Here is an 18,677-nt window from a genome sequence, read left to right as displayed (position 1 = left end):
CGGTTAAGAGTTGGGCGAAAACACTCGAAATCAACCACTTTTTCTAGCCGCTCAAGAGGGTCTCCTTTTAAACTTAATTTTTCAAGATAGTCGCTATCTCCAAATAAATTCATCTTCAATACCTCGTCAGCTTATTTTTAATCTATTATACCTCTTTTCATACGTTTTTAGAGGTGCCCTTAAATAAAACCTTGCAAGAAAAATTGAATAGAAAAGGGTTACAAATGATAACTTTATTAAACAAGTGTAGTATAATAGCTTTATGATTACAACACAAGACGGGCTCAGAAAGCCGACAGTTTTAGAGACGATTTTTTATTTCGCCCTCTCACTCTTTATTAATGCAACAGGCAACGGCTTAACAGTCGCAGCCAACATGGGCTCTAGTATGTGGACCGCATCCGCTGCAAACATCGCACTGGACTTTAATTATTCAATTTCTTGGGTGCTCATCTTCTACGGCGCCATCCAAATTCTGATTAACATCGCCCTAATCCGTCGGTTTGACTGGCCAAGTATTTTCGGCAATATTATATTCATCAGCTTTTTCGCACCATTCATCGGCCTCTTTAAGCAATTCTTCCTAAGTCTCGGGATTTCAAACTTACCGCTAGTAGCCATCATTGCACTAGACATCCTTGGTATCGTGATGATTGCCATTGCCATCTCCATCTACCAACGCTTGAACTTAATCCTTCACCCCATTGACGAAATGACAAACATCCTCAGATTTCAGTATTTCAACGGCAACGCGAACCTCGCGCAGTGGGTCAACTTTTCAGTGCCAGCACTCCTGATTATCATATTAGGACTCATTTATCGCCAAGTTGTCGCAGTCAACATCGGTACAGCAGTCGCTCTTTTTTTTCAAGGCACACTCATCAACAACGCCGACACCTATATTTTCCCTAAATTAAAACACAGACTTTAAAATCTGTGTTTTTTTGCCTAAAATGGTATCTGGCTTAATTCAGCAGCCACATTTCTCGGGTGACTAGACTTCATAATCGCTGAAACTACAGCAATACCAGTAATTCCTGTACCGATTAATTGATGACTATTCGCCTTCGAAATCCCTCCTATTGCGACAACAGGTAGCTTAACCGTCTCAGTAATCACCTTCAAGGTTTCTCGTGTTGTTTCTTGCGTGATGACTTTTGTTGTGGTTGGAAACATAGCGCCGACTCCTAAATAATCAGCACCACCTATTTGTGCAGCCAGTGCTTGTGCCACTGTCTTAGCAGAAATACCGACGAGCTTGTTTGGCCCTAAAATCTGTCTGGCTACTGCGACCGGTAAATCACTCTGACCTAGATGTACGCCACTCGCATCAACCGCTAAAGCGATATCCAGACGGTCATTGATTAAAAATGGAACACCATACCTATCCGTTACTGCTTTAACCTGCAAAGCTAATTGGTAAAACGATCGACCAGACATTTCTTTCTCACGTAGTTGAACACATGTCGCACCACCTAAAATAGCTTGCTCGATTTGAGTCAAAAAATCTTGCTCACTTAAATTACCACGATCAGTCACTAGATATAATCTTAAATCACTTTTATTCATGCCAGTTATCCTTTCTATACCTAACAATATCTTGAGGCATTTGACGCTCAAAATACAATATTTTTCCCTTAATCTGATTTGGTTTCAAATTACCAAGATAGTCAAATAAACTCGCCTTAAAACTACCTAGACCAGCTGTGTTCTTATCAGCATATTCACTAGCAATCGTCAGAAGTCCCACTGCTTTAACCACAGCATCTACCGTTTCTAAATCAGAAACTTGACTTAGAAAATAACCTAGCATACCGGACAATAAACAACCCGTTCCGGTTACTTGTATTAATTTATCAGAGCCATTTTTCAGACAGATAAAACGACCTAAATCAACAATCACATCAATTTCCCCTGTTACAAGGAGGATACAGCTATGCGCCTGACAAAAACTTCTCATCTTCATCAGCTGCTCTGTCGTCAAATGGTTATCTCCAGTATCCACACCATTTGCCTGCGTTGCAAACGCCAACAAGGCTAAAATTTCAGACACATTACCTTTAACGAGCTGTGGCGAAAACATTGTGATAAAGTCATGCGCAAACGTTCTACGAAGAGAACTCACTGCTATGCCTGTTAAATCAAGGACTATCGGTAATCTTTTTTCTAAGGCGACTTGACCTGATAAACGCATAGCTTGCATCCGATAATCAGTAGTATTCCCAAGATTAACAACTAAGGCTGATGATTTGGCTGTGATGTCCTGAACTTCGGCGTGATGCTCTGCCATAATCGGACTCCCACCGATTGCCAAAATTGCGTTCGCACAATCCGTCATGGCAATTGGGTGCGTGATATAGTGAATGAGCGGTTTTTTAATCATTTTTTCGTCCCAACCCTTTTGTGAGTTTAGCTAAAACACCATTTTTCTTCATGGCATAAAGCATGATACCTGCAAGTGTGCCGCCCATAGTACTGGCAATACAAAACGACGGCACGTAAAACAGCCATGTGAGGTCACTTTTGCCATATAAAAGCGTCATGATAGGATACGATACTATTGAACCAATAAGGCCAGTTCCGATGATTTCACCTTGAACTGCTGCCCAGATTTTACCCGTTTTAGCATAGAAAATGCCAGATAGAAAGGCACCAAAAACAGCACCAGTTAAGGCAAGCGGGGGAATCCCCATCAGTGACATCCGAATCACCCCGATTGCTACCGCACAAGCTAGTGAATACCACGGCCCTAGAAAGACGGCACACGTCACATTCACCAAATGTTGCATAGGTGCAAATCCCTCCACTCGGAGTAAAGGTGAGATGACGACACCAACTGCGACCATCATAGCCAAAAAAACTAAGCGATTTAAAAATTTTTCGTTTGTCATTTTATTTCCCCTTTTGTCTCTCATAATTTTCGAAAACACCAGTTTGCATCTCATAGGACATCTCCCAAAAGAGATACTTAAATTCTAAACTGGATTTAAAAATCGCCTGAATTTCTTGATAGTCCTGCTCAGATTTATCTTGCATCAAGGCCTCTAACTTTGCAAGCAACCATTGTGCTGACTGGGCAAAATCATCAGACGCATATTTTTCTAGCCAGACTCGATAAGGGTTATTGGCTAGCTCATGGTTGTAGGCTTTGACCAAGCGCTGGGAAAATTCGGCATAAGTCCAAGCACACGGTAGCACTGTTGCAATGATTTTAGAAAGTTGACCACTTTGTGCAGTGGCTAACATATTGGCTGCATAAGCGCGATTAAACAAGGTCGGTTGAACTTTTGCTGCTACTTCAGATGAAATGTCAAATGTTGCCATATAGTTTCTATGTGTCTCAAGTTCTGAGTCTAAAATATCAGATTGTATGTGAGTAAAATAGCACATGCTTAATTCATCATCCGCATGTATCGCAGCATAAGCCATGAGACGCGCATAATCAAGGAGGTAGAGATAGTCTTGTAGCAGATAAAATTTAAATTTTTCTTGCGGTAGTCTGCCTTGACCGAGTTCCTGGACGAAGGGGTGTTGGTAGGTTGTCTCCCATAACTCTGTAACATGTCTCTTTAGTTTCTTTGCTAGCATGTCTCAACTAATCCTTTCAACTCAAATGTCGCCTTTTTAATATCTGATTGCGCAATGATTGCCGAAACGATTGCAAATCCATCAACACCAAAGCCTCTAAAATTTTGTAAACTTGTCTTATTAATCCCCCCAATCACAACAATAGGCAAGTCAGTTGCCTTGCGAATTTTACTCAATTCAGAAAATGAGACTTGAGCGGCATCTGTTTTCGTATCAGTCGCATACATGGCACCAACACCCAAATAATCAGCACCATCTTTCAAAGCTTTTTGCGTCTCCTTTAAGTTACTAACCGAAACACCAATTAGTTTATCAGCCCCAATCAATCGTCTAACAGTAGCAACTGGTAAATCATCTTGCCCAACATGTACCCCATCTGCATCAATTGCTAAAGCTATATCAACACGATCATTAATAATTAGTGGTGTTTGATAATGACCTGTCACTTTTTTAACACGCAAAGCTTGCTCTAAAAATGTTTTAGAATTAGCCTTTTTTTCTCATAGTTGAACGACTGTGACGCCACCTAAAATAGCTTGTTCAACGGCCTCTTCCAACCTTTCTGTTAACATCAACTTACTGTCCGTTACTAAATACAGACTATAATCTATTGACTTAATCAATTGTCACACATGCCCTTTCTCGTAAAATCTTCTCAGTTAACAAACTAATAACGTCTTGAATCGCTGCATGATAGTGTCCATTCCCTAATTTGCCAACTTTTTCATAAGCAATTTCCCCCGCAATTCCCATTGACAAAATTGCAGTTGCTGTTGCCTGAAAAATAGCATCTGGATTTCCGCCACAATATGCCCCTATAAGCGATGTGCACATACAGCCAGTACCGGTAATTTCAGCCATTTTTTTATGTCCATTTGCAATGGTAATTACTTGGTTTCCGTCAGAAATCACGTCAACTATTCCCGTAATGGCAATCACAGTTTTAAGGCGTTTTGCTAATTTTTGCGCAACAGTGCGTGATTCATCTATATTTTTAATATCATTGTCAGAGGCATCAACACCTTTCGTTATCGCATCTAAGCCTGCGATATATTTAATTTCAGATATATTGCCACGAATAACCGAAAAGTTAACTTCTGACATTAACTGGTTAACTGTTTGATTTCGAAAAGTTGAGGCACCTGCATCGACTGGGTCTAAAATGACTGGAACATTAATTGAATTAGCTGCTTTACCAGCTGCAATCATAGCCGGGATAGTTTGAGCATTAAGTGTTCCGATATTAAGCACAACTGCTTGAGATATGGTAGCAATATCTGCTGATTCTTCAATAGCATCAGCCATAATCGGTGATGCACCGATAGAAAGTGTTATGTTAGCACAGTCATTAACCGTGACATAATTCGTCAAATGATGCACCAAAGGTTTTGAGTCTCGAATATTTTTAAGCAAATCAGGCATTAGTTCAGTCATTTTATTGTCTCCTATTTTTTTGAACCAAGTTATGAAAATGATGCGTTGGACCATTGCCTTGACCGAAAGGTAAGGCGTGGACAATCGCTTGTGTCACGTAATCTTTAGCCAGTTTGACAGCATCAGCCATCGCATATCCTAGTGCTAGATTACTGGCAATTGCTGAAGATAACGTACAGCCTGTGCCGTGTGTATTTTTTGTCTGTATCCGTGATGTCGTAAACTGATAAAACTTGTGACCATCGTAAAGAATGTCTGTTGCATCTCCTCTGGCATGACCACCTTTGATGAGCACTGATTGGCAACCCATCTCATGTATTTTTATCGCCGCTACCTTCATATCGCCAATATTTGAAATCGTCATTCCCGAAATTTCCTCAGCCTCTGGTATGTTGGGTGTGACAAGCGTTGCAAGGGGAACAATGACTTTAATCAGGGTTTCAATCGCATCAAGCGCCATGAGCGGACTACAATTTTTAGCATACATGACAGGGTCAATCACAACATTTTGGGGCTGCCAAATTTTGAGACTTTCAGCGACAGATATCATCGTTTCTATCGTGTTAAGCATACCGATTTTAACAGCATCGGGACAAATATCCTCAAACACATCCTTGATTTTCTTGTCAATCATGTCAGGATTTACATCCATAATGCCACTGACACGATAGGTATTTTCAGCCACAATCGCTGTGATAACAGACATACCATAGACACCATGTGCCGAAAACGTTTTCAAATCAGCCTAGATTCCTGCACCTCCGCTACAGTCAGAGCCTGCAATTGTCAATGCTTTTTGCGTCATTTCCATACAAAAAAACCTCTCCTTTTTTATCACAAGGAGAGGTTGATAGCATTGTTAGCACGATAGTAAAATAGAGTAGATACTCTTGTGTTGCTGAATTGGGTGTTAGTCTTAAATATCTAACACCTCTGAGTCCTATCTATTTTCTTATCAATCAAAACATATCAATCACATCCCTCCGCTCGTCCTAACGAGTTCAGGTTCAAAGAGTCCAGAGCAAGCGCTCAATCTCAGCCAAAAACGGCTCCCCTTGTGATGAGTTATTTAATTAAATGTGTTACCTACGGTCATTATATCATATTTATCTTAATTTTCATCTAAAAATAACATTTTTTTGTGAAAATACTGCTTTTTATGATAAATCATATGTTATACTAAAAGATAAGGAGAAAATCATGACATCAGAAACACTTTTTAACCTTATCATGACAACAGGACAGAAAAATCCAGCCATTCTCATGATTGGTAGCGAAGGCTCGCGAAATGACCCAACTGTCAAGCAAGACCAGTATCAAGATTACGACATCACCTACTTTGTTTCAGATGCTGACTTCCCAACTTTTGAGCAGTTTGATCGCAACCACTTTGGCGAACTCATGATTCAGCAAATTTTACCCGAGAAAAATCAATGGTGCTGGCTCATGCAATTCATGGACGGTAACCGCCTCGACTTGAAAATCCAGCCAGTCTCCTCAGTTCCAGCTTACTTGGCTGAAGATACCCTCAACACAATCCTCCTTGACAAAACAGGCGTTTGCACCAACCTCCCCGCAACAACCGACCGAACCCACTGGATACAACATCCAACCCAACGCGAATTCGATGCTTGCGTCACAGAATTTTTCTGGGTCAGCACCTATGTGCTTAAAGGCATCTTGCGAGGTGAGCTACTCTATGCCAACTACTTCTTTGGGACAATCGTTCGTGAAGAGCTTTACCGTCTGCTTAGTTGGCGGGTCGGAAAGGACACAGACTTTTCGCTATCAGTTGGTAAGGCACACAAGCGACTTCCTGATTATTTTGACGGTCTTGAATGCTTATATGATTTGTCAGATTTGACTCGGACTGGGCTAGCTTTATCTACTGCTCTTCATATGGCGACTGAACTTCTACCAAGTCTGAGTCATGATTTACAACTGACTTATGACGTAGCAACCGTTGATCGAGCAACTGACTACATTTTGCAAAAATTATAAAAAAGCCTCGATCGGCTTTTTATTGTTCCTTCACATAAACTTTAACGATTTCGGCAATGTACATATCATGATAGTCTTTTTCAGGGTAATGCTCGGAAATCGTAGGGTCAAGGAATTTTTCAGGGTCAATACTCGCTTGATAGAGTTTTTTCATGACGAAAATCATCTCTGCCTCTTCAAATCCTACGGTATTTTCTAACTGATAAGGTGTGAGGCCAGTATTTGCGATTTTATTTTCGTCGCGCCCACTTGTATGACCAAGATAGGTCAATTCTTTACGGAAATCTCGACCAAAAAAGCTGAGTGTAAACGTATCGGCAGTATCCACAAATGTTTTCGTATAGCGTTGTGGGCGAATATAGATTGTCGCGACATTGCGGTTCCAGAGAAAACCAAAGCCTCCCCAACTGGCTGTCATGGTATTGCAGTTATCAGCTGTACCAGCCGTAATCAACAACCATTCTTTACCAATTTTAGTAAAAGGATTCATATTGAGCGTGTTAATGCGAACGGATTTAAATGTCATGTGAGGTCTCTTTTCTTAATACCTAAAGACTTTCTAAAAAGTCACGAACTTGTCGGCGATTTTTTAAAGTGATAAGTTTGACTGTATTCGGACGCGATTCAAGTGCTGTCACGATATACGGTCGCACTTTTTGATTAAAAGTCCAAACAAACTTTAAGAACTTCATATAATCTTTATCAAACATTTTTTCTTGAAAATGGTCTGGCATATCTGGGCGCGAGCTTTTATCCTGACGAAATTGCATGGAACGTTTGATGATGCGAAAGATGTTTCGTTTAGCGGGAAAGTCAAGCCAGATGACCGTGTCAGCTTGTGCAAGCCGCATCGGTAAGGTACCCGCGTAATTTCCGTCAATAAGCCATCTATCAGTCGCCATCACTTCTTCTTGTTTCGTGATGAAAATCGCACGGTCTAACGTCTTACCACCAGGCAAATGATAAAAAGCATCCAATGGATAAACAGGCAGCTGCAACTTTTTGGCAATTTCTCGTGATAAAACAGATTTACCAGCACCAGATACGCCAATAATAATAATTTTCTCCATATCTTCATTTTACACTAATTTAACATAATAAACTATTATTTATCAATCAAAAAAGAGCCCGAAAGCTCTTTTTTTCATTTCTCTAAAATCTCTCGTAAGACTTCTGGATAAAGCAAATACTCCATCTCATGAATTCGTGCCTCAAATGTTTCTAATGTGTCATTTTGTAAAATCGGAACGCGTTGTTGGGCGATAATCTGACCTGTATCGACGCCTGCGTCAACATAATGAATTGTCACACCACTCTCCGCCACACCTGCACGCCAAGCATCTTCAATACCATGTGCCCCAGGAAATTCTGGGAGATAAGCCGGGTGGATGTTGATGATTTTACCTTCATAGGCTTGCAGCAAAGTTGGACTGACGATTTTCATGTAGCCAGCTAGAACGATGAGGTCAATCTCATATTGCGCCAAGAGCTTTAACAATTCCGTCTCATAGGCAGCCTTATTTTCAAACTCTTTTAACTCAAACGTATGCGCTGTAATCCCTAGTTTTTCAGCTCGCTTTAAAGCTTTAGCATCACGCTTATCTGTGAATAGAAAAGTGATAGGGACTCCTTGTTTGACAAGATTTTCAAAATTCGTACCAGAACCGCTGGCAAAAACAGCTAATTTCATTTGATGATAACCGCTGCTGTCTCGCGCTTAACGATTTGACCGATTTCAAAACAGTTGCCGTTAAGCAAGGCTTTAGCTTGTTCAAGGTTTTCTGGTGAAATAGCAAGCACCATGCCTAAGCCCATGTTGAAGATTTCAAACATTTCACTGTGTTTGAGGTTACCTGTTTTTTCTAACAAATCAAAAATCGGTAAGATATCCCAAGTGCCTTCTGTGATTTCTGCTGCTAAGTCATCGCCAAACATACGTGGGATGTTTTCGATAAATCCACCGCCTGTGATATGTGAAATACCATTAATAACACCTGCTTTAACCAAAGGCATTAAATCTTTGACATAAATTTTAGTTGGTGTTAACAAATTATCAATTAGTTTTTGACCACCAAGCTCAAGCGTTTGCGCATTTAAATCAGTCCCAGCAAAAACCTTGCGGACAAGTGAAAAACCATTTGAATGGATACCAGAAGAGGCTAAACCAATCAATATATCTCCCTTTGAAATCTTCTCCCCAGTGATAATCTGAGACTTCTCAGCCACACCTACTGCAAATCCAGCGAGGTCATAATCATCTTCACCATACATCCCAGGCATTTCGGCAGTTTCGCCACCTACTAGGGCTGCATTAGACTGGACACAGCCTTCTGCGACACCTGCTACGACTTGTTCGAGTTTGGCAGGAATGTTTTTGCCTGTTGCGACATAATCTAGGAAATAAAGAGGTTCTGCACCTGCGGCGATAATGTCGTTGACACACATGGCAACACAGTCAATCCCAATCGTGTCATGCTTGTCCGCCTCGATAGCGAGCAGCAACTTGGTGCCGACGCCGTCTGTTCCAGAAACGAGGACGGGTTCTTTGACACCTGTCGTTGTTAGGTCAAACATACCGCCAAAACCGCCTAGCGCGCCCATGACGCCTAAACGTTCTGTGCGTTTAACGTGTTTTTTAATCCGTTCAACAACTTCATATCCAGCCTCTACATCGACACCAGCTTGCGCGTAAGCATTTTTTTCAGACACTCTTGGTTCCAACTTTCTTTTGTTTAAGCCAATTCAAATACGGCCTTTTTTATCATTATAGGTTAATTTCTACGGAAATCAGCAAAAAAACTGCCATTTCAGACAGTTTTTAGCGATAATGTTCGGTTTTTAAAGAAAATATCTTGTCTAGTAAGAAAAATGTACCTCTAAATCATACTGAGCGATTTTTGTCTCACCTTGCCAGAATTGATAACTCGCTTTAAAGCCAGTCGCAGACTTTTTATAAAGTTGCGTTTTAATCTCGAAACGCTGTGGGCCAACAGGTGTAGGAATTGCAGTTTTCGTAACCACCTCTGGATGCATTTTCATAATCGTGCTAGGCTTTGAAAAACGTGTAATCGTCAACATCTCAGTGTCATACTTCATGACGACTTTTTCGCTAATCTCATTTTGATAAACAAGAAAATGACTCCCGTTCTTCTCGTGATAATCGCCCGTATATTCCTCATGAATGATTTCAGTTTCATGGTCAATATTAATCAAGTTATCAATTGTAATTTTAACCATTTAAACCTCCTCCATCATCGTGCCAATGGTCGTAAGAATTTCATCAACGGTTGGTACTTGCGCAAGTTCAACTGATTTAGCCGCTGAGATTGGCATGAAGTATCCGCCCAATCGTTTGATTTGACCACTAAAGCCACCCTCGACGAGCTGCGCTAAAATTTCACCTGAAATGCCTGAGCGTTTGACAGCCTCAGTTAAAATTAAGACTTTGCCCGTTTTTTTGGCAGATGCTGCGAGTGTCTCAATATCAAGCGGTGAAATCGTAATTGGGTCGACAATTTCAATTGATATATCTGTTTGACTCGCAACAGTCTTAGCCACCTCAACCATTCGCCCAAGGGCAATAATCGTTATATCACTACCAGATTGAACAACTTTAGCTTGACCGATTGGCACTTCATAAAGTTCTGATGGTACTGGCATGGCTGTTTTATAAAGTGATTTAGGCTCAAAAATTAAAACAGGATTATTATTTTTAACCGCAGCAACCAAGATACCTTTGGCATCATAAGCATTCGACGGCATGACGACAATCAAGCCCGGTACATGCGCAAACCAGTTCTCGAAACTCTGAGAATGTTGCGAACTGGCACCAGTACCAGAACCACTTGCTGCACGGATAACCATAGGGACAGATTGCTCCCCCATTGATAGAAAATGAATTTTTGCTGCCTCATTAACAAGTTGGTCAATGGCGACAGTCAAAAAGTCAGAAAATTGGATTTCAAGAATAGGGCGTTTACCGAGTAAAGCTGATCCTGTCGCAACACCCGTAATGGCTGCCTCAGAAATCGGCGTGTCTAAAACACGGTCTGGAAAATCAGCGACTAAACCTTTTGTCGCGCCAAATCCACCACCATAAGTCCCAACATCTTCACCCAGAATATAACTTTCTGGTATGGTTGTTAAAATCTGGCGCAAGCCTTCATTGATTGCTTGTAAATACGTTTTAGTCACTATATACCGCCTTCCAAATATCACTTGGACTGCTAGCGTCCTCGTCTGTTAAGGCTTGCTCAGCCTCTGATGAGAGGTGGCGATAGATTTTTTCGTCTATCAAGGCGATTTCTTCTGATGAAACGTCATAGTCAGCAATCAAAGCCTCACGTAATTTTTTAATTGGGTCTTCCCAGTTAAAAAACTCATCTGGTGTACGATATTGCTCGCTATCCGAGCGTGAGTGACCTTTAAAGCGATAAGTCACGGCTTCAATCAAGACTGGTCCACTTTTAACATCTTGACGCGCCTGCGAAAAGACATCATGGACAGCAAAAACATCTTGTCCATCTACCTTATAAGCGCTCATGTCATAATTTTTTGCTCGCTCTGAGATGCTCCCTGCTATCATGACAGATGCATCACTTGACATGGCATATTGGTTGTTTTCAACCACAAAAATAATCGGTAACTTCCAGATACTGGCTAAATTGAGGCTCTCATGGAAGGTGCCTTCATTCGTCGAGCCGTCGCCAGAAAAACAGACGACAATGCGCTCTGAGCCGTCCATTTTCAGAGCTTGTGCTAGGCCAAGGGCGACTGGATAATTCCCGCCAACGATGCCATTTCCTCCGAAATTTCCGACCGATGTATCACTAATGTGCATAGACCCCCCGTGACCACCGTTTGTTCCTGTTTTTTTGCCGAAAATCTCAGCAAACATGGGGTAAGTTTTGGTGCCTTTGGCAATGGCATGCCCGTGATTTCGATGGGTTGAAAGTATCATATCTTCTGGTGATAATAAATCACAAATGGCAGTAGCGATGGCTTCTTGACCATTGTAAAGATGGGTCGTGCCATACAAAAAACCTGCACGATTTTTATCATCGATGATATTTTCAAAATCTCGGATGGTTACCATCGTTTGGTACCAAGTCAATGCCCGTTTTTTTTCAATATTTTGCATTATACCTTTCCTTTCTTCCGACTTCACGAATTCGTGTTCGCTGAAAGTCTTTATTTTTAATTTTTCGCCAGATATTTCTGTTTCAAGCATAACTTGATTTTGAAATCATCTAAAAAGCACATGTAAGTCTATTATACGATAATTTTCCAGAAATTAAGTATTTCAGTTTCATGAAATTTATATCCCAATAAGTCAAGGTCATTTTATTCCTATTTGTAAGAAATTATTAAGACATTTTTTAATCAAAAAACGTGCATTTTTCAGTAATTTAAGTTATAATATAACTACTTATAATAGTATAGAAAGCTTAGTATGCCAAATACAAAATTAGAGAAAGTTTTTCGCGATCCTGTTCACAATTATATCCCTGTCAGCAACCAAATTATTTATGACCTGATTGGTACGACAGAATTTCAGAGATTGCGCCGCATTAAGCAACTCGGCACTTCCAGCTATACCTTCCATGGTGCGGAACATAGCCGTTTTACGCACTGTTTAGGTGTTTACAATATTGCCAAGCAAATCACGGAAATGTTTACCAAAAACTATCCTGAAACTTGGAACCCAGAAGAGAATCTTGTTACACAATGTGCTGCTCTACTTCATGATGTCGGACATGGTGCATTCTCTCATACTTTTGAAGGTGTTTTCGATACTGACCATGAGGCGATTACGGTCAATATTATCACTGATCCTTCTACTGAGGTCAATGCTGTCTTGAGAAAAGTAGCACCTGACTTCCCTGACAAAATTGCAAGCGTCATTACCCACGATTATGAGAATCAGCAGGTTGTTCAGCTCATTTCGAGTCAAATTGATGCAGATCGTATGGATTATCTCTTAAGAGATTCTTATTATACCGGTGCGACTTATGGTGAATTTGATTTAACACGAATTATGCGTGTGATTACACCTGTTGACAACGGTATTGCTTTTAAAATCCAAGGGATGCATGCTGTCGAAGATTACATCGTCAGTCGCTATCAAATGTATATGCAGGTTTATTTCCACCCAGCAAGTCGTGCCATGGAGGTTTTATTGCATCAGCTTTTGAAACGTGCCAAAGTGCTCTACCCGACGCAAAAGGACTATTTCAAACTGACAAGTCCGCGTCTGGTGCCTTTCTTCGAGCATAATTTCACACTTTCAGACTATCTGCATCTTGACGATGGTGTCATGACCACTTATTTCCAAAACTGGCAGACACATCCAGATGAAATCTTATCAGATTTAAGCAATGCTTTCATCAATCGCAAATTAGCTAAATCTATCAAATATGATAGTGCTGATGAAAAAGATTTAGAAGTTCTGCGTCAAATCATTGAAAAAATCGGATTTGATACAGATTACTATACAGCCGTCCACTCCAACTTTGATTTACCTTATGATTTGTATCGTCCTGAACTACAAAATCCTCGGACGCAAATCGAAATCATGCAAAAAGATGGCACGCTGACTGAATTATCAGAATTATCAAGCCTTGTCAAATCATTGACTGGCACAACACATGGCGATAATCGCTTCTACTTTCCAAGGGATATACTCAGTCCAGAGACGCTGTTTAAAGCTGAACAAGAAGATTTTGTTAGCTATATTAAAAACGACCATTTTTTAGGAAAAAAAAGACCTTAAGCAAATCTATGTTTGCAAATGGCCTCGCGCCTCGCTTAGAGGGAGGTATGAGCAGAGGTCAAGTTTCAATAATTACGAAGTGAATTAGTAGAAAGGAACTGAGTTAAGGACTTGACTGGTACGACTTCTGATATTTCGTCAGAAGGGCCTTCAGGCACCTAACTCATATCATATAATCATGTCAATTAAACTTGTTGCTATCGACATCGACGGTACGCTTGTCAATAATAATCGAGAAATCACACCTGAAATTTTTGAGGCCATTCAAAAAACCAAAGCAGCTGGCGTAAAAATCGTCATTGCGACTGGACGTCCACTTTTAGGGGTTAAAAATATTCTTGAATCTTTAAATCTACTAGATACTGGTGACTATGTTATCACATACAATGGTGCATTAGTTCAGGCTACTGCAACCGGTGAGGCTTTCATCGACGAACCTTTAACTTATGATGATTATTTGGATATCGAAATGGAGAGCCGCAGACTTGATACGCCACTCCACTCGATTACCATGTCTACTATTTATACGCATAACCGCAATATCAGTAAGTATTCGATCAATGAGGCTTATATTACAGGCTTGCCATTGAAGTATCGGACTGCTGAAGAAATGAGCAAACACGAAATCATCAAGATGATGTATATCGATGAGCCTGAAAAATTGGATGCGACGATTGCAAAACTGCCACAACGTTTCAGAGAGCGTTATACAATCGTTAAATCAACACCATTCTATCTTGAAATCCTTAACAAAAACGCTAGTAAGGGGCTAGCCGTCCAGCACTTGGCTGAAAAGCTAGGTATCTCTCATGAAGAGACCATGGCCATTGGCGATGAAGAGAATGACCGCTCAATGTTAGAGGCTGTTGGCAACCCAGTTGTCATGGCAAATGGTAACCCAGAACTCAAGAAAATAGCGAAATACATCACCAAATCTAATGAAGAATCTGGTGTGGCTCACGCTATTAACGAGTGGGTGCTTTAAAACTGCTAATTCATTTTACCTATCACATACTACTATCTAGTGCCACAACACTACTATTTATGAGCCCATGACCAAGGGCTACGGAGGAAATAAGATATGCCGCGTAAAAAAGTTATTACTGATGAAATGTTGCTTGATTTTGGTTTTCAATATTTGAATACCTATGGATTTGAAAAATTCACCGCTCGTGATGTTGCGCAAAAATTTGGAATTTCGACACAACCGATTTATGGCGCTTTTAAAAACATGGAAAACTACAAACGAGCTGTTTTAACACACGTTTTTCACTATATGTTTGATGTTAAACTTAATGAAAAATATTCAGATGATCCTCTAGTTTCTTTGGCAATTGCCTTTATCCGTTTTTCTGAAGCGAATCCTAATCTCTATCGTGCCCTATTTGTTGAAGGATTTGCTCGGAATCACATTATGTTTGACTACTCTCTTGAAAACTACAAGAAAATTATCGCAAACTCTAGCAAGTATAAAGATTCGACTGATGAGCAAATTGAGGCTTTACACATTCGTACATGGATTGTTGTCAACGGTATGGCCGCTTCAAGTATCGCTGGTATCCGGACCTATTCTGATGAATACCTCGTTTCCTTATTTGAAGAAATCATTACTTACATTCTCAAAAATCCACATATCGTACCGATTACTCGTTAAGTTTATAGGCCGGATTAGTTTAAAAGGCGTTAAACCTTATTAAGGAGGTCTTTCACAAAATGGATAATGAAACATTTGTTGAGCGCGTGGCACAATATTATACAATCGATAATTATGCGAATTATGCTGTCATTTACTTTAAGAGTAATGAGATTGAGCCCATGAAGCAAGTTAAGCTTTACAAAACAGATGATCCTAATTTAGCCCATGCTTTTGATCAATATATCGCCAATTTTGATGTCAAACAACTGACTGAATCAAAATGGTTGGTTGATCCTGAATATTGGTTAGAAAAAGTGATTACACCTGATCTGGTCGAACAGTTCTATGTAGATTGGTTGGCTGAGCTCAAAACCTTACAAGCCAATATCCAAAAATAATTAAAAAAATGATGCCTGTTCAAACTGGCATCATTTTTTTATAAACGGATTTGTAAGGCTACTACTTTCGATAATAGCGACATCTGTCTTAAAAGCTCTGAGTATCTGTGCCACTTTTTTGACAAATAACACTTCAATGTGGTGGCCTGGATCTATTGCTAAAAGGTCTTGTGATAGCATATCATGCGCTGTATGATAATAAATATCGCCCGTTACATAGACATCAGCTTGTTTGGCGATGGCTTCTGGATAGAATTTACCACCACTACCACCGCAGATGGCCACACGTTTAATTTCTTGAGTGAGTGATGGATCATAAGAGACAACTGTTAGTCCTGATAAATCAAATGCTGCTTTGACTTTTTCTGAAAAGTCACCTAGGGTTTGCGGTTGGATATTACCAACACGACCTAGAGCAAAGTCGGTCAAACTTTCAGTTTCGGTGATGTCTAGCATCTCACAAAACCAGTCATTGAGGCCGTTTTCTACAATGTCAATATTGGTATGGCTAGTGTAAACTGCAATGCCTGCGCGCACCAAGTCCAAGATGATTTTTTGCTGTGTATATTGATCAGTCAGATTATCTAGTGGTCTAAAAATCACAGGATGCTTGGCCAAAATCACGTCAACATTTTGTTCTATTGCTTCCTGAACAGTCTGCTCGCGAATATCTAGAGTGACCATGACCTTTTGAATGTCCTTGTTGAGGGTACCAATTTGCAGACCAACTGGATCATCTGCCATGGCAAGCTCTTTAGGACAATAAGCTTCATATCGTGCGAAAAAATCACTGGCTAACATTTAAAACCTCCTTGATTTTGGCGATTTTTGCTGAAAACTCTGCTTTTTTTTGTTCTGCTGAGTCTGGAATTTTTGCCATAATCGATTGATTAGCGGTTAACTCTGATGCCCATTTTTCGAGAAAGACTGCTGACTTTTCTTGTAGTAGAAAGGGGCCAAAGCAGAGCTCGGCTTCCGTTAATTTATCAGCTGACTTTCCTGGATGTGCGACGATAATCTCATAAATCTTGTCATTTTCTGCTAAGATTTTTTCATCAGAAATCGTGAAATCGTGTGCTTGCAACCATTGTCTCAAATGGCGTTCGCCATTATTAGGTTGTAAAATCAGGGTTGAGACTTGACACAACTTATCGCGTCCGTCCTCTAAAATTTCAGCAATTAAGTGACCACCCATGCCAGCTATCGTGATTGTTGTCACGTCGTCAACTGCTGGATCAAAGGCAGCTAAGCCATTGGCAAGTCTAACTGTTATTTGCTCTTCTAAGCTAGCTGATTTAACATTTGCTACAGCACTCTCATAAGGGCCTTTAACGACTTCGCCAGCAATCGCCTTGCTAATACGCTTGGTTTTCACGAGATGAATTGGTAAATAAGCATGGTCGCTTCCGACATCCAATAAAACAGCATCTTGCGGGACAAAGTCTCCAACTTGTGTTAGACGTTTTGATAATTTTTCATTTTTCATTTTAAAACAGTTTTTTCTCCAAAGTGACAATAAGGTAGAACAGGACAGGCGACACATTTCGGTGCACGAGCGGTACAGTGATAGCGGCCAAAGAAAATCAAGCGATGGTGTGTCACGACCCATTCTGATTCAGGCACAACCTTCATCAACTTCTCTTCTACTTCTGTGACGGTCGCTGATTGTTTGACTAACTGTAGGCGTTTCGACACACGCTCGACATGTGTATCTACAGCGATACCCGGAATTCCAAACGCATCTCCAAGCACAACGTTTGCTGTTTTTCGACCGACGCCAGGCAAAGTCTGTAACAAGTCTTTATCTCTTGGAATCTCGCCACCAAACTCAGTCTCAATCATCTCAGCCGTTCTCACGATGTTTTTAGCTTTACTGCGATACAGGCCAATGGTCTTAATTAAGTTTTCAACGTCTGAAACATCTGCCGAGGCTAGGCTTTGACTGTCAGGGTATTTAGCAAAGAGTGCTGGTGTTGCCTTATTGACACCCTTATCAGTCGCCTGAGCTGACAAAATCACTGCAATCAACAATTGAAAAGGCGTTGCTGCATCTAATTCACCATGAGCCTCAGGAAACATGGTTGCAATTATATCTAGTACTTCCAGAAATTTTTTCTTACTGAGCATTATCATACCCCCAAGCCTTACGCAAGCTATCGACTGAGTTAAAATAATCATCTGATAGGGTTGTATCACTCTGCTGCTCTGCTTGACGCATCTCACGAGTTTCACGGTTATCTGCTACATCACGCGCTGTCACGATGCCATTAGTACGCCAGTTACGCAAAATCGCTCGAATATAAGGTAGTGAGACTTTGCGATTTAGCGCTGCTTCACGTAAGGCTTGAAGGATTAGATCTACTTCAAATTTATCATCACTCAGCCACTTTTGCAGTTCTTCTATATTAATCGGTGTTAAACCACCTGGCATTTCAGGCTCGAAAGCTGCAATCAATCTTGCAATATCAGAAACGGTTTCTGTTTCATTGTCCAGTTCAGAATCAGAGATTGATGCTTGATTGTTTGTGGCTGCTAAGAGATGATCTAATTTTGCAAAAGCTGGACGTGTGTCAAAGTGCATCTCACCTGTTGACTCATCAAATTCAGCTGTTAAGGTCTCTGAATCTGTCAAGAGATTAATTTCTTGATTAACCTCTGCTGTCGTCATCTGTAAAAAGGCAGCAATTTGACTCGGCGCTAGTGATTCATTACCATAAAAATAAAGCCAGACGTTGAAACTCACAAGTGTCGGAAAAATATCTAAAATATGTGTCAATATCGCCTGTGGTAAGACGATATTTTTTTTGAATTGTTCATAATAAGTCATGATTTCATTATACCAAAAAAC

At 40.5% G+C, this 18,677-nt stretch carries 23 protein-coding genes, 2 pseudogenes and 1 riboswitch; of the genes and pseudogenes, 6 read left to right on the top strand and 19 right to left on the bottom strand.

Annotation, left to right across the window (positions count from 1 at the left end; all coding sequences use genetic code 11):
• A pseudogene (locus tag HZR21_RS06725) lies at nucleotides 1-113 on the bottom strand (IS5/IS1182 family transposase); the annotation flags it as partial.
• 149 nt (nucleotides 114-262) lie between these two features.
• Between HZR21_RS06725 and HZR21_RS06720 the strand changes: the two are divergent.
• Nucleotides 263-931, top strand: coding sequence for a DUF6198 family protein (locus HZR21_RS06720; RefSeq protein ID WP_180746990.1), 669 nt, complete (start codon nucleotides 263-265; stop codon nucleotides 929-931).
• A gap of 17 nt (nucleotides 932-948) precedes the next feature.
• On the opposite strand, the gene thiE (HZR21_RS06715) is transcribed toward HZR21_RS06720, so the two are convergent.
• The 7 genes and pseudogenes from thiE (HZR21_RS06715) to thiD all read right to left on the bottom strand — a co-directional run bounded on the left by thiE (HZR21_RS06715) (nucleotide 949) and on the right by thiD (nucleotide 5,761).
• Complete coding sequence (thiE, locus tag HZR21_RS06715; RefSeq protein WP_180746989.1) at nucleotides 949-1,569, bottom strand: thiamine phosphate synthase; 621 nt, start codon at nucleotides 1,567-1,569, stop codon at nucleotides 949-951.
• Entirely contained in the window at nucleotides 1,562-2,383 is an 822-nt protein-coding gene (gene thiM / locus HZR21_RS06710) for a hydroxyethylthiazole kinase (protein ID WP_180746988.1), read from the bottom strand. The genes thiE (HZR21_RS06715) and thiM (HZR21_RS06710) overlap by 8 nt, the downstream gene beginning before the upstream one ends.
• Nucleotides 2,376-2,891, bottom strand: a complete 516-nt coding sequence (gene thiW / locus HZR21_RS06705; protein WP_180746987.1) for an energy coupling factor transporter S component ThiW — start codon at nucleotides 2,889-2,891, stop codon at nucleotides 2,376-2,378. Before thiW ends, thiM (HZR21_RS06710) begins: the two co-directional genes overlap by 8 nt.
• A 1-nt stretch (nucleotide 2,892) precedes the next feature.
• The gene (gene tenA, locus HZR21_RS06700; RefSeq protein WP_180746986.1) at nucleotides 2,893-3,588 is read right to left on the bottom strand and encodes a thiaminase II; all 696 of its coding nucleotides are present in this window, start codon (nucleotides 3,586-3,588) and stop codon (nucleotides 2,893-2,895) included.
• Nucleotides 3,582-4,076: pseudogene (gene thiE, locus HZR21_RS06695) on the bottom strand (thiamine phosphate synthase); the annotation flags it as partial. The gene tenA and the pseudogene thiE (HZR21_RS06695), both read right to left, overlap by 7 nt.
• A 127-nt stretch (nucleotides 4,077-4,203) precedes the next feature.
• Nucleotides 4,204-5,022 carry a hydroxyethylthiazole kinase gene (gene thiM, locus HZR21_RS06690; protein WP_180746985.1) on the bottom strand — a complete coding sequence of 273 codons (819 nt, stop codon included), beginning with the start codon at nucleotides 5,020-5,022 and terminating at the stop codon, nucleotides 4,204-4,206.
• A 1-nt stretch (nucleotide 5,023) separates the two neighbouring features.
• Complete coding sequence (thiD, locus tag HZR21_RS06685; protein ID WP_310592562.1) at nucleotides 5,024-5,761, bottom strand: bifunctional hydroxymethylpyrimidine kinase/phosphomethylpyrimidine kinase; 738 nt, start codon at nucleotides 5,759-5,761, stop codon at nucleotides 5,024-5,026.
• 222 nt (nucleotides 5,762-5,983) lie between these two features.
• Nucleotides 5,984-6,088: riboswitch (TPP riboswitch) on the bottom strand.
• Between the two features lie 134 nt (nucleotides 6,089-6,222).
• Between thiD and HZR21_RS06680 the strand changes: the two genes are divergently transcribed.
• Entirely contained in the window at nucleotides 6,223-7,023 is an 801-nt protein-coding gene (locus HZR21_RS06680) for an aminoglycoside 6-adenylyltransferase (protein ID WP_180746984.1), read from the top strand.
• A 19-nt stretch (nucleotides 7,024-7,042) separates the two neighbouring features.
• Here HZR21_RS06680 and HZR21_RS06675 read toward each other — a convergent pair whose 3' ends face one another.
• The 7 genes from HZR21_RS06675 to HZR21_RS06645 all read right to left on the bottom strand — a co-directional run bounded on the left by HZR21_RS06675 (nucleotide 7,043) and on the right by HZR21_RS06645 (nucleotide 12,163).
• The gene (locus HZR21_RS06675) at nucleotides 7,043-7,549 is read right to left on the bottom strand and encodes a flavin reductase family protein (RefSeq protein ID WP_180746983.1); all 507 of its coding nucleotides are present in this window, start codon (nucleotides 7,547-7,549) and stop codon (nucleotides 7,043-7,045) included.
• 22 nt (nucleotides 7,550-7,571) lie between these two features.
• A complete protein-coding gene (locus tag HZR21_RS06670; RefSeq protein ID WP_180746982.1) occupies nucleotides 7,572-8,093 on the bottom strand; it encodes a P-loop NTPase family protein in 522 nt (173 codons plus the stop codon).
• A gap of 74 nt (nucleotides 8,094-8,167) precedes the next feature.
• Nucleotides 8,168-8,713 carry a phosphoribosylglycinamide formyltransferase gene (gene purN / locus HZR21_RS06665; protein WP_180746981.1) on the bottom strand — a complete coding sequence of 182 codons (546 nt, stop codon included), beginning with the start codon at nucleotides 8,711-8,713 and terminating at the stop codon, nucleotides 8,168-8,170.
• Nucleotides 8,710-9,732: a phosphoribosylformylglycinamidine cyclo-ligase gene (gene purM / locus HZR21_RS06660; protein ID WP_180746980.1), complete on the bottom strand. Its 1,023-nt coding sequence runs from the start codon at nucleotides 9,730-9,732 to the stop codon at nucleotides 8,710-8,712. Before purM ends, purN begins: the two co-directional genes overlap by 4 nt.
• Before the next feature lie 147 nt (nucleotides 9,733-9,879).
• Entirely contained in the window at nucleotides 9,880-10,260 is a 381-nt protein-coding gene (locus HZR21_RS06655; RefSeq protein WP_180746979.1) for a YwiB family protein, read from the bottom strand.
• Entirely contained in the window at nucleotides 10,261-11,217 is a 957-nt protein-coding gene (locus tag HZR21_RS12035) for an alpha-ketoacid dehydrogenase subunit beta (protein ID WP_180746978.1), read from the bottom strand.
• Complete coding sequence (locus HZR21_RS06645) at nucleotides 11,210-12,163, bottom strand: thiamine pyrophosphate-dependent dehydrogenase E1 component subunit alpha (protein ID WP_003140631.1); 954 nt, start codon at nucleotides 12,161-12,163, stop codon at nucleotides 11,210-11,212. The genes HZR21_RS12035 and HZR21_RS06645 overlap by 8 nt, the downstream gene beginning before the upstream one ends.
• A 312-nt stretch (nucleotides 12,164-12,475) precedes the next feature.
• Here HZR21_RS06645 and HZR21_RS06640 point away from each other — a divergent pair, with 312 nt between their 5' ends.
• From HZR21_RS06640 to HZR21_RS06625, 4 genes are all read left to right on the top strand, one after another.
• On the top strand, nucleotides 12,476-13,795 hold the full coding sequence (locus HZR21_RS06640; protein WP_180746977.1) for an HD domain-containing protein: 1,320 nt from the start codon (nucleotides 12,476-12,478) through the stop codon (nucleotides 13,793-13,795).
• Nucleotides 13,796-13,973: 178 nt separating this feature from the next.
• Nucleotides 13,974-14,780, top strand: coding sequence for a sugar-phosphatase (gene yidA / locus HZR21_RS06635; protein WP_180746976.1), 807 nt, complete (start codon nucleotides 13,974-13,976; stop codon nucleotides 14,778-14,780).
• 96 nt (nucleotides 14,781-14,876) lie between these two features.
• Nucleotides 14,877-15,449 carry a TetR/AcrR family transcriptional regulator gene (locus tag HZR21_RS06630; RefSeq protein ID WP_180746975.1) on the top strand — a complete coding sequence of 191 codons (573 nt, stop codon included), beginning with the start codon at nucleotides 14,877-14,879 and terminating at the stop codon, nucleotides 15,447-15,449.
• Between the two features lie 59 nt (nucleotides 15,450-15,508).
• On the top strand, nucleotides 15,509-15,829 hold the full coding sequence (locus HZR21_RS06625) for a hypothetical protein (RefSeq protein WP_180746974.1): 321 nt from the start codon (nucleotides 15,509-15,511) through the stop codon (nucleotides 15,827-15,829).
• Between the two features lie 30 nt (nucleotides 15,830-15,859).
• Here the strand turns inward: HZR21_RS06625 and HZR21_RS06620 are convergent, their stop codons facing one another.
• Genes HZR21_RS06620 through HZR21_RS06605 form a run of 4 tightly spaced genes read right to left on the bottom strand, consistent with a single transcriptional unit; the run spans nucleotide 15,860 to nucleotide 18,656 of the window.
• Nucleotides 15,860-16,630, bottom strand: coding sequence for a Nif3-like dinuclear metal center hexameric protein (locus HZR21_RS06620; RefSeq protein ID WP_180746973.1), 771 nt, complete (start codon nucleotides 16,628-16,630; stop codon nucleotides 15,860-15,862).
• Nucleotides 16,617-17,315 (bottom strand): tRNA (adenine(22)-N(1))-methyltransferase, encoded by a 699-nt coding sequence (locus tag HZR21_RS06615; protein ID WP_180746972.1) that lies wholly within the window; start codon nucleotides 17,313-17,315, stop codon nucleotides 16,617-16,619. Before HZR21_RS06615 ends, HZR21_RS06620 begins: the two co-directional genes overlap by 14 nt.
• Nucleotides 17,312-17,956 carry an endonuclease III gene (nth, locus tag HZR21_RS06610; protein ID WP_180746971.1) on the bottom strand — a complete coding sequence of 215 codons (645 nt, stop codon included), beginning with the start codon at nucleotides 17,954-17,956 and terminating at the stop codon, nucleotides 17,312-17,314. Before nth ends, HZR21_RS06615 begins: the two co-directional genes overlap by 4 nt.
• Nucleotides 17,946-18,656 (bottom strand): DnaD domain-containing protein, encoded by a 711-nt coding sequence (locus HZR21_RS06605; RefSeq protein ID WP_003139653.1) that lies wholly within the window; start codon nucleotides 18,654-18,656, stop codon nucleotides 17,946-17,948. The genes nth and HZR21_RS06605 overlap by 11 nt, the downstream gene beginning before the upstream one ends.
• Between the last annotated feature and the right edge of the window lie 21 nt (nucleotides 18,657-18,677).

Source organism: Pseudolactococcus laudensis (assembly GCF_013449735.1).
Classification (GTDB): Bacteria; Bacillota; Bacilli; order Lactobacillales; family Streptococcaceae; genus Pseudolactococcus; species Pseudolactococcus laudensis.
Note: the sequence above shows the minus strand (reverse complement) of the source record. Positions and strands in the feature narration are given on the sequence as shown.